At 66.9% G+C, this 10,773-nt stretch carries 9 protein-coding genes; 1 reads left to right on the top strand and 8 read right to left on the bottom strand.

The annotated features are described in order from the left end of the window. The first annotated feature begins 26 nt into the window (after window positions 1-26). On the top strand, window positions 27-740 hold the full coding sequence (locus NFU08_RS05080; protein ID WP_174180422.1) for a DUF4166 domain-containing protein: 714 nt from the start codon (window positions 27-29) through the stop codon (window positions 738-740). Window positions 741-767: 27 nt separating this feature from the next. On the opposite strand, the gene NFU08_RS05075 is transcribed toward NFU08_RS05080, so the two are convergent. From NFU08_RS05075 to NFU08_RS05040, 8 genes are all read right to left on the bottom strand, one after another. Then, on the bottom strand, window positions 768-1,835 hold the full coding sequence (locus tag NFU08_RS05075; protein WP_251421238.1) for a hypothetical protein: 1,068 nt from the start codon (window positions 1,833-1,835) through the stop codon (window positions 768-770). Window positions 1,836-1,837: 2 nt separating this feature from the next. After that, window positions 1,838-2,245, bottom strand: a complete 408-nt coding sequence (locus NFU08_RS05070) for a chorismate mutase (RefSeq protein ID WP_066277345.1) — start codon at window positions 2,243-2,245, stop codon at window positions 1,838-1,840. Window positions 2,246-2,350: 105 nt separating this feature from the next. Continuing rightward, entirely contained in the window at window positions 2,351-4,075 is a 1,725-nt protein-coding gene (locus NFU08_RS05065) for an ABC transporter ATP-binding protein (RefSeq protein ID WP_251421140.1), read from the bottom strand. Further along, window positions 4,072-5,085 (bottom strand): ABC transporter permease, encoded by a 1,014-nt coding sequence (locus tag NFU08_RS05060; RefSeq protein WP_251421138.1) that lies wholly within the window; start codon window positions 5,083-5,085, stop codon window positions 4,072-4,074. The genes NFU08_RS05065 and NFU08_RS05060 overlap by 4 nt, the downstream gene beginning before the upstream one ends. Window positions 5,086-5,087: 2 nt before the next feature. Beyond that, the gene (locus NFU08_RS05055; RefSeq protein WP_251421137.1) at window positions 5,088-6,179 is read right to left on the bottom strand and encodes an ABC transporter permease; all 1,092 of its coding nucleotides are present in this window, start codon (window positions 6,177-6,179) and stop codon (window positions 5,088-5,090) included. 142 nt (window positions 6,180-6,321) lie between these two features. Then, window positions 6,322-7,956, bottom strand: coding sequence for an ABC transporter substrate-binding protein (locus NFU08_RS05050; protein ID WP_251421135.1), 1,635 nt, complete (start codon window positions 7,954-7,956; stop codon window positions 6,322-6,324). A gap of 227 nt (window positions 7,957-8,183) precedes the next feature. Further along, window positions 8,184-9,320 (bottom strand): tRNA 2-thiouridine(34) synthase MnmA, encoded by a 1,137-nt coding sequence (gene mnmA / locus NFU08_RS05045; RefSeq protein ID WP_174180414.1) that lies wholly within the window; start codon window positions 9,318-9,320, stop codon window positions 8,184-8,186. Between the two features lie 192 nt (window positions 9,321-9,512). Continuing rightward, window positions 9,513-10,742 (bottom strand): cysteine desulfurase family protein, encoded by a 1,230-nt coding sequence (locus NFU08_RS05040; RefSeq protein WP_190609950.1) that lies wholly within the window; start codon window positions 10,740-10,742, stop codon window positions 9,513-9,515. Window positions 10,743-10,773: the final 31 nt, after the last annotated feature.

The following is a 10,773-nucleotide window of genomic DNA, read 5'->3' as shown; positions in this document are numbered from 1 at the left end:
AGCCGCTTTCCCAGCAGGAGGTCCCCATGAACGTTCCCATCTACCAGCAGGCCCTCGGCGCGGACTTTTCGCGCCTGCAGCCTGAGCTGCAGGAGTACTTCTCGCTGGTGCCGGGCTCGGGCCGCTACGGCGTGGGTGAAGGAACGTTCGACGTCGTGGGCTGCCGTCAGGAATGGCTGCGGCCTTTGCTGCGGCTCACCAGCGGCGAGGAAGCCTTCTTCCCCGAGTACGGCGAAAACATTCCGTTCCGCATCGAGAACCACGCCCACCAGGACCCCTTTGGCCGTTCCAGCCTCACGGCCCGCCGTGAGATCCGGTTTCCGGGGCGCACCCGCATCTTCCAGGACACCACAAGCGCCACCCTCCGGAACGGTGCACCGCAGCTGGTCGACTATGTAGGCCGGTACCGGCGGCTGGTCACCGACCTGAACCTGAGTGTCACGGCGGAGGGCCGGCTCCGGGGCGTGTCGGAAGCCTCACGGCTCCTCCTGGGCCCCCTCCGTTTCCCCCTTCCTGCCGCCCTGGACGCCAAAGCCTACGCAGAACAGTGGTGGGACCCGGCAGAAGGTCCCGCCGGCAAGCACCGGATCCAGGTGAAGGTGATCCAGCCGCAGATCGGCCTGGTCCTGGTCTACGCCGGCAGCTTCGACTACCGGCTGCGCCCCTACACCGGCGGCAGCTCGGCCCACAGCTTCCTGCCGCGGTACGCGCAGCCGGACCGCTGGGAAAACCGGGTCTGACGCCGCCGCCGGCCGGGGCCGCGCCGGCTAGCCCTGGGCGAGCTGGTTCAGCCCGTCCGCAAGCCGGGTAAGCCTGCCGAGCACTTCTGTGGCCTGCGACGGCGAGCCGCCGGCAAGCCCGGCGGAGGGTGTCACCCGGATGGAGGCAAGGGTGTGTGCCGGAAGGCCCAGCTGCCGCCAGGGCCGCCACACGGCCTCCACCGACTCGGCGACCTTGGGCAGCGGACCGCCGGCTGCCTCCACGGCGCCGAGCCACAGGCTTGAGCCTGATTCCACCGCTCCGGCCAGTTGCTCCCACTGCCGGGAGGTCAAAGCCTTCAGCGGAACGGCTATGCCGTCCGCGCCGGCAGCCAGGATCTGTTCGAAGGGCGCTTCCACCTCGGGAACGGAGATCACCGCTTCGGCGGCACCCGCGGCCCGCAAGGCGTCAAGGACCAGCCGCCACGATTCACGTGCTTCAGACGCCGGCACCGCCCGGAGGGTGCGGTAGCCGCTGGAGGTGGGAATGGTGCCGGCCAGGACCGCGGCGATCTCCGGCTCGTCCATCTGGACTACCAGGCGCGCACCCGGCACGGCGGCTGCCACCCGGGAGAGATACCCGCCCACACCGGCGGCAAGCGAGTCCGCAAGGTCCCGCCGGGCGCCGTAGTCGAGGAGGGCACGCTCGCCGTTGTGCAAGTGAAGCCCTGCCGCCAGGCTCAGGGGTCCCACCAGCTGGACCTTGATTTCGGCGGCAGGATTTTCCTCCGCTCCGGCCACATCGGCAAGGACGTTGATGTCCGTGGCCAGGGCTGACGCGGCGCGGCGGAAGTCCTTGCCGGGACGGTCAACCAGCCGCCACCCGTAGGGCTGGACGTCAACAGCCAGCTCGGCGAGGAGGCTGGCCGTCCGGCCCAGGGCATCGGAACCAACTCCGCGGTCCGGCAGTTCGGCGAGGAAGGGCAGGTGCGGGCTGCCGAGTTCGCCCCGGATGATCCGGGCGGCCTCCACGGGGTCCTCGCCCGGCCACGGTCCCAGCGCAGTGGCCGTCACTTCCCGCGGCGGAGCGGTCGCCGGTGAGGAGGCGCCGCCACGGGCTTCGTGCTTCTCGACCATGCTCACGCGAGGGCTGACGCCTGCGGGTGCTGGCCCGAGGCAGCTTCGTGGTCTTCGGCGATCGCCTCGTGGTGCCTTATGACTTCCCCAATGATGAAGTTGAGGAACTTCTCGGCGAAGGCGGGGTCCAGGTGGGCGTCCTCGGCGAGGCGGCGCAGCCTGGCGATCTGCGCGGCCTCGCGGCCGGGATCCCCGGCGGGCAGCCGGTGGGCCGCCTTGAGGAAGCCCACCTTCTGGGTCGCCTTGAAGCGCTCGGCCAGCAGATAGACCAGGGTGGCATCAATATTGTCGATGCTTGAACGGATGGAGAGCAGTTCAGCCATCACCGACTGGTCCACCTGGTCCGCCAGAGAACTGGCTGAGGGGTCGTAGTCATCGGCATCAGGAGTGTGAAGGTTGTGCTGCGTCATGGTTCAAGTCTATGGGCAGGCACCGGAATCACCCGGGTGTTAAGCGCCGGTGCCGGTATCCGGCACCGGCGCTTCGGGCTCCGACGCTGCGCCGCGTCCTGACGCTCAGATGCCCAGCAGGGCGCGGTGCGCTTCCCTCCGTTTCGCCTGTTGCTGCGGATCGGGCACGGGCAGGGACGCGATGAGCCGCCGGGTGTAGTCGTGCTGCGGGTTTCCCATCACCTGGCTGCCGATCCCCTGCTCCACCAGGCGGCCCTTGTAGAGGACGCCGACCCACGAGGACAGCGTGTCCACCACCGCGAGGTCGTGGCTGATGAACAGGCAGGCGAAGCCGAACTCCTGCTGGATGTCCCTGAACAGTTCCAGGACCTTGGCCTGCACCGAAACATCCAGTGCGGACGTCGGCTCATCGGCGATCAACAGCCGGGGATTCAGGCTCAGTGCCCGCGCCAGCGACGCCCGCTGGCGCTGGCCGCCGGACAGTTCGTGCGGGTACCGTCCCGCGTACGACGCCGGGAGCTGGACTGATTCAAGCAGTTCGCCTACGCGTTTGCGCGCCTGCGCCGGGCTTGGCTTCGTGTGGATGACCATGGGTTCGGCGATGCAGTCCCCGATGGTCAGCTGGGGGTTGAAGGACGCCGCCGGGTCCTGGAACACAAAGCCGATGTCCTTGCGGAGCGGCTTGAAGGTGCGTTCCTTGAGGTTCAGCATCTCGTATCCCAGCACCTTCAGGCTGCCGCCGGTGGTCCTGTTAAGGCCGGCGATGGCCCGCCCGATGGTGGTCTTCCCCGAGCCGGATTCCCCCACCAGGCCAAACACTTCGCCCCTGGACAGCGTGAAGCTGACCCTGTCCACCGCCTTGAAAGCCGGTGTTCCCAGCCTCCCCGGGTATTCGATGGACAGGTTGTTGGCCTCCACCAGGACTTCCTCCTCCTGGTGGGCCCGGCTGGCCAGTCCCGCGGAGGCGGAGTTCCGCCCGAGGTGCGGCACCGCGGCGAGGAGGCTGCGGGTGTAGTCCTGCCGCGGTTCCGCAAACAGGGTACGGGCCGGAGCCTCCTCCACCACGTCGCCCTGGTACATCACCACCACCCGGTCGGCAAGGTCCGCCACCACCCCCATGTTGTGCGTGATGAGCACGATGGACGTGCCGTACTTGTCCCGCAGGTCCCTGAGCAGTTCCAGGATTTCCGCCTGCACCGTGACATCGAGGGCCGTCGTGGGCTCATCGGCGACAATCAGCCCGGGGTTCAGGGCCAGCGCCGCGGCGATCACCACCCGCTGCTTTTGCCCGCCCGAGAACTGGTGGGGGTAATAGTTGACCCGGTGTTCCGGATCGGGGATGCCCACCTTGCGCAGCGCTTCAATGGCCCGGGATTTGGCCTCTTTGGCTGAAACCCGCTTCCCGTCGCTTCCGGTGTGCGCCCGGATGCCTTCGGCAATCTGCCAGCCCACGGTGAACACCGGGTTCAGCGCGGTGGACGGTTCCTGGAACACCATGGCAACGTCCCGGCCCCGGATCTGGCGCAGCCGGGCGGCGCTGACGCTGATCACGTCTGCCCCGTTGATCAGCACCGCCCCGGAGCTGCTGGCCGTTTCCGGGAGCAGGCCCAGGATGGTCTTGGCTGTGACAGTCTTGCCGGATCCGGACTCCCCCACGATCGCCAGTACCTCCCCCTTCCTGACCTCGAGGCTGACGTCCTTGACTGCCTGGACCGGACCGCCGTCCGTGGCGAACGTGACCTGGAGGTGGTCGATGTCGAGAACGGGACGGCCGTCGTCGGGTTCTCCGTTGGGGCTCCGCCCGGACAATGGATCGATATTGACGGTCATGATGCCCTCCCTTCGGTTGCGATGGCGGCGTTGTCCACCGGCGCCGGGGAACTGCCGCCCGTGCTCTTGCGGCCGCGGAGGCGTGGATCGTTCAGGTCGTTGATGCTCTCGCCCACCAGGGTCAGGCCCACCACGGTCAGCACGATGGCCAGGCCGGGGAACAGCCCGGTCCACCAGATGCCGGACGTGGTGTCGGCAAGCGCCTTGTTGAGGTCGAAGCCCCACTCCGCGGCCGAACTGGGCTCGATGCCGAAGCCCAGAAAGCCGAGGCCGGCCAGGGTGAGGATGGCTTCGGAGGCGTTCAGGGTGAAGATCAGCGGCAGGGTCCGGGTGGCGTTGCGGTAGATGTGGCGGGTCATGATGCGGATGTTGGACGCTCCCACCACTTTTGCGGACTCCACGAAGGGCTCAGCCTTCAGCCTGACGGTCTCGGCCCTGATGACCCGGAAATACTGCGGAATGAAGACCAGCGTGATGGCCGTGCCGGCAGCGAAGATGCCGCCGATGAGGCTGGACTGTCCGCCGCTGATGACGATGGCCATGACAATGGCCACCAGCAGTGACGGGAAGGCGTACACGGCGTCGGCAATGACCACCAGGATCCGGTCGAGCCACCCGCCAAGGTAGCCGCTGACCAGGCCAAGGACAACGCCGATGACGATGGACATGGACACGGCGACGACGATGACCAGGATCGCCGTCTGCGCGCCCCAGATGACCCGCGAGAGGACGTCATAGCCGCCCACGGTTGTCCCCAACAGGTGCTTGCCGCCCGGGGCCTGCTGCGTGGGGAAGTTGCCGTCGGCGTCGGAAAGCTGGGAGAAACCGTAGGGTGCCAGCAGTGGTGCGAAAAGTGCCGTCAGGACGAACAGGCAGGTGAGGACCAGCCCCGCGACCAGCATGCCGCGCTGGAGGCCGACGCTTTTGTTGAAGTGTGAGACCACCGGCAGGCGGCGGTACCAGGGAGCCCGTGGACTCTCCATCGGGACGGGAACGGCCGGGATGCTCATGCTCAGTACCTCACGCGGGGATCGATCAGCGCGGCGATGATGTCCACGATGAAGTTGGTCATGGCCACGATGATGGCGAGCAGCACCACGATGCCTTGCACGGCCACGAAGTCACGGGCCGTGAGGTAGTTGGCGAGCTGGAATCCGAGGCCTTTCCATTCGAATGTTTTCTCGGTCAGGACTGCCCCGCCGAGCATCACTGCTATTTGCAGGCCCATCACCGTGATGATGGGTATCAGCGCGGGCTTGTAGGCATGCTTGGTGACCAGGCGGTATTCGCTGACGCCCCTGGACCGGCCGGCCTCAATGTAGTCCCTGCCCAGGGTGCCAATGACGTTGGTCCTGACAAGGCGGAGGAAGATGCCGGCTGTCAGCAGCCCCAACGCCACCGCGGGCAGGACGGCGTGGGCCATGACGTCTCCCAGGGCGGCCATGTTGCCGCTTCGAAGTGCGTCCAGCCAGTAGATTCCGGTGGGCGCCTCCAGTGACGTCAAGGCCAGTTCGCTGGACGTCCTGGCCCGCCCTGCCACCGGCAGCCAGCCGAGCCAGACCGAGAAGGTCAGCTTCAGCAGCATGCCGGCGAAGAACACGGGGGTCGCGTAGCAAAGAATGGCGAAGACCCGCAGGACGGCGTCCGGTGCCTTGTCCCGGCGGTGCGCCGCCACCATGCCCAGCGGAATACCTGCCACGAGGGCGACGAGCAGTGCGTTGATGCTCAGCTCCAGGGTGGCCGAGCCGTAGGTTGTCAGCATTTCGGAGACGGCGCGGTTGTCCGTGAGCGTCCGGCCGAAGTTGCCGGTGGCCAGCTGGCCGAGGTACTCGAAGTACTGGACCAGGATGGGCCGGTCGTAGCCGGCCGCCTGGATCCGCTCCTGGAGCTGGTCCGCCGGCAGGCGCCCTCCCATGGCTGCGGTGATGGGGTCGCCGGTGATCCTCATCAGGAAGAAAACCATGGTTACCAGGATGAAGATGGTGGGAAAGATCAGCAGGAAACGGACCAGGATGTACTGTCCCAGTCCACCGCCGGATGATTTTTTGGCGGGCGGCAGGAGTCCGTCCGCGTCAGTTGGTGGCGCGTCGATCAATGTCGTCATGGGTACCTCAGGTTGTCTTTGCGGTGCCCGCTGCGGGCCGGCACCACATCCCGTCCAGCACGCGGGGCGGGACACGGGCGCCTGGCAACAGGTGCACCGTGTCCCGCCCCTTGTGCGGTCAGAGCCGGATGGTTCGGTGGACCTACTTGGACATCACGCCAAGACGGGTCTTGAACGAGGCATCGAGGGTCTTTTCGACTCCCTGGACATCCGTTCCGGCCACCATGACCTGGGCGCCCTGCAGCAGCGGCAGCGTGGACAGGTCTTTGGCGATGGCTTCCTGGGCCTGGCCCAGGAGTTCGCTCCGCTCAGCCTTGTCCGTGGTGACCAGCTGCTTCTTGACGATCTCCGTCACGGCCGGGTTCTCGTAGTGGTTGCCGAGGAAGTTGCCCGGGATGAAGAACGGTGTCAGGTAGTTGTCCGCATCCGAATAATCCGGGAACCAGCCCAGCTGGTACACGGGGTAGGCGTCCGCCCGGCGTTCCTTGGTGTAGGTGGTCCACTCGGTGGACTTGAGGTCGACGGTGAAGAGCCCTGACTTTTCGAGCTGTTCCTTTACCAGTGCGTATTCGTCGGCCGCGGACGTGCCGTAGCGGTCCGTGTACTGCAGCTTCACGTCAACCACCGAGGTGATGCCGGCATCGGCCAGGACCTGCTTTGCCTTGTCCAGGCTAGGCTTGCCGCTGCCGTCGCCGTAGAGGCTCTTCAGCGGCTCGGTTGCGCCTTCGAATTCCTTGGGCACGTAGGAGTAGACCGGGGTGTAGGTGTCCTTGAAGACCTGCGAAGCAATGACGTCACGGTCAACGAGGTGGGCGATGGCCTGGCGGACGGCAAGGGCCTTGGCAGGATCGGCTTCGGGGGTTTTCGCGCCGAACGGCATGGTGTCGAAGTTGAAGACCATGTAGCGCAGTTCCCCGCCCGGGCCCTTGTGGACCTTCACCTTGTCGTCGCCTTCAAGGTCTGCGACGTCGGTGGCGGTAAGGATGCGCCCGGCGACGTCGATGTTGCCCTGCTGGACATCGAGCTTCAGGTTGTTCGGGTCCGCGTAGTGCTTGAGCGTGGCTCCGTCGTTGGACGCAGCACCCAGCAGCCCCTGGTAGTCAGGGTTGGGTTTGAAGCTGACCAGTTCGTTCTTCTTGTAGCTTTCAATCGTGTACTGGCCGGCGAACGGCTTGGCCGCAATGATGGCGTCGTCGTCCATGATCTTGTCCGCCGGAAAGACTTCCTCGTCCACGATCGGACCGGGGTTGGAGGCAAGCACGCCCGGGAACACCTGGTCGTTTCCGGCTGCAAGGGTGAACACCACGGTGTTGGCGTCCGTCGCCTCGATCTTTTCCATGTTGGCGAGCAGTGACGCCGGCCCGTTGGGGTCGTCGATCGTCTTGACGCGGTTGAAGGAAAACACGACGTCCGAAGAGTCCAGCGTGTTGCCGTTGGCAAACTTCAGGCCGGGCTTGAGCTTCACCGTGTATTCGGTGGGGCTGGTGAAGGAGGCGGACTCCGCGATGTCCGGGGTGGCATCTGCAGTGCCGGGTTTGTAGTTGAGCAGGAACGGGTAGATCTGGTTCATGACCATGAAGGATCCGCCGTCATAGGATCCGGCCGGGTCCAGGGTGACCACTTTGTCCGTGGTGCCGTACGTGATGGCGCCACCCCCGGCATCGCCGGTCGAGGTTCCACCGCCGCCGCCTGAGGGGCCCGTGCAGGCAGTCAGGGCGAGGGCGGAAATGCCTGCCAGCGCGATTGCGCCGTGCAGTGCTTTGTTGCTCTTCGTCATCTAAGAACTTTCTGTTCGATGAGTGCGCGCCCGCCGACCGCTGATGGGTGCATTTGCTCAGGCGGGAAGCGCGCGGTGCTGATGCCTAGATTCAATCAGAGAGTCAACACTCATCCCGGACCATTTTGTGAGTTGAGACACAAAATTTACCTGATTGCCCCTGGCGGCCACGCACAACCAACAACACCGCCCCGGCGGAACCGGGGCGGTGTTGGGGACACGCTGTCCTAGAGCTCGGCGCGCTGAAGCGAACGGGCGGCGTCGATGGTCGCCTGGCCCAGCACCCGGCTGCCCTGGTAGAGGACAATCGTCTGGCCCGGAGCCACTCCCCGCAGCGGGGTGGTGAGCCGCACTACCAGCTGGCCGGCGGCACCCGCGTCGTCACCTGCCGCTTCCATGCGGGCCGTCGCGGGCACGGGGTCGCCGTGGGCACGGACCTGGGCGTGGCAGTCGAACTCCGCGCCCGTCCCCACCTCGGCGATGGGCAGTCCTGCCCAGGAGACCTTGATGCCGCGGATCTCGTCGATGGCCAGCAGGGCCTCCGGGCCCACTACCACCTTGTTTTCCTTAGGGCGGATCTCCAGGACGAACCGGGGCTTGCCGTCGGCGGCGGGAGTGCCCAGTTTCAGGCCGCGGCGCTGGCCCACGGTGAAGGCGTTGGCGCCCGGGTGCTCGCCGACCTTCGTTCCGGTTTCGTCCACGATGTCCCCGGTGGACATGTCGATCTTTTCGGCGAGCCATCCTGCGGTGTCACCGTCGGGGATGAAGCAGATGTCGTGGCTGTCCGGCTTGTTGGCTACGGAGAGTCCCCGGCGTTCAGCCTCCGCACGGACCTCGGCCTTGGACGGTGTGTCGGCCAGCGGGAACATGGAGTGCTTAAGCTGCTCGTGCGTCAGGACGCCCAGGACGTAGCTCTGGTCCTTGGCCCAGTCAGCGGCCCGGTGCAGTTCGCGGTTACCGTCCGCATCCTCGATGACCTTGGCGTAGTGTCCGGTGCACACGGCGTCGAACCCCAGGGCGATGGCTTTTTCCAGGAGCGCGGCGAACTTGATCCGCTCGTTGCACCGCATGCAGGGGTTGGGAGTGCGGCCGGCGGCGTACTCATCGATGAAGTCCTGGACAACGTCTTCCTTGAACCGTTCGGAGAAATCCCAGACGTAGTACGGGATGCCAAGGACGTCGCAGGCCCGCCACGCGTCGCGGGAGTCCTCGATGGTGCAGCAGCCGCGGCTTCCGGTGCGGAGTGTGCCGGGCATGCGCGAGAGCGCCAGGTGAACGCCGACGACGTCATGCCCCGCCTCGACGGCGCGGGCGGCGGCGACGGCGGAGTCGACTCCGCCGCTCATGGCTGCTAGAACTCGCATGGTGGCTTTCCCTCGGGTTTTCCCGGCTCCGGGCCGGTGCTGGCGAACGTGCGCGGCTGGCTGCGCTGGATGGGGACGCTGGGTCCCGGCGCTGATTCTTGGTCTGATTCTTAGGGCAGGCAGGCTCCCGGAAACGATCCTTGCCTATCTATTCTACGGCCTCAGCACAGAGCCCCGTCAGGCAGGGCTCCGTCAGCCGCCGTTGGCGGCCCGGCGCGCAAGCGTTCCTGCGGTCTGGATGCTGGACTCGTGCCCGGCCATCCCCGCCTGCCTGGCCCGGCCATAGGCGTCAGGCAGCGCGGCCAGGAGGGCGTCGACGTCGCCCTCCACCGAGGCATGGCCCAGGGTGAACCGCTGAGCGCCCCGCGCCGTCTCCTCGTCCAGGCCCATGGCCAGCAGGACGTGGGAGGGCCTGGGTACACCCGCCGTGCAGGCCGAACCGGTGGATGACTCTACGCCGGCCAGGTCCAGCAGGAACAGCAGGGAATCGCCCTCGCAGCCGGGAAAAGTGAAATGCGCGTTGCCGGGGAGCCGGCCGTTTCCGGCAGCACCGCGCAGAACGGCTTCCGGAACCCGTTCCAGGACACCGTCAATCAGCCGGTCGCGGAGGCCCGCAATGCGTGTGGACTCGGTGCCCAGGGTGGCGGCGGCCTTCTCAGCGGCAGCGGCGAAGGCCGCGATCGACGCCGTGTCCAGGGTGCCCGAGCGGACGTCCCGTTCCTGGCCTCCGCCGTGCTGGACGGGGGTGAGTTTCACGGCCCGCCCCAGCAGGAGCGCCCCCACCCCGACCGGGCCGCCGATCTTGTGGCCGGAAATGGACATGGCGTCAAGGCCTGAGGCCTTGAAATCAACGGGGAGGGAGCCGAACGCCTGGACCGCGTCCGAGTGGACGGGGACGCCGGCGGCGTGCGCCAGCTCCACGATCCTGCTGATGGGCTGGATGGTGCCCACCTCGTTGTTGGCCCACATCACGGTGACAAGGGCGATGGTGGCCGGGTCACGGGAAAGTTCGGCGTCAAGGACGGCAAGGTCCACCACCCCGTCGCTGTCCACCGGCAGCCAGGCCACCTCGGCGCCTTCGTGCCGTTCCAGCCACTCCACTGTGTCCAGGACCGCGTGGTGTTCGACGGCGGAGCAAAGGATGCGGCGCCGCGCTGGCGCGTCAGCCACGCGGGACCAGTACAGCCCCTTCACGGCCAGGTTGTCAGCCTCCGTACCGCCCGACGTGAAAATGACTTCCGACGGGTGCCCTCCCGCGGCGGCAGCAACAGCTTCACGGGCGTCCTCCACGGCACGGCGGGCCCGCCGGCCGGAACCGTGCAGCGAGGACGGGTTTCCGGTGCGGGCCAGTTCACGGGTCAGCGCTGCCAGCGCTTCCGGCGCAAGGGGGGTGGTTGCTGCATGATCGAGGTAGACGGGCACCGCACAATTCTACCGGCCCGCCCTGCCGGTG

It is taken from the genome of Pseudarthrobacter sp. NCCP-2145 (assembly GCF_023708005.1).
Classification (GTDB): Bacteria; Actinomycetota; Actinomycetes; order Actinomycetales; family Micrococcaceae; genus Arthrobacter; species Arthrobacter oxydans.
This window is presented reverse-complemented; position numbering and strand designations above follow the sequence as displayed.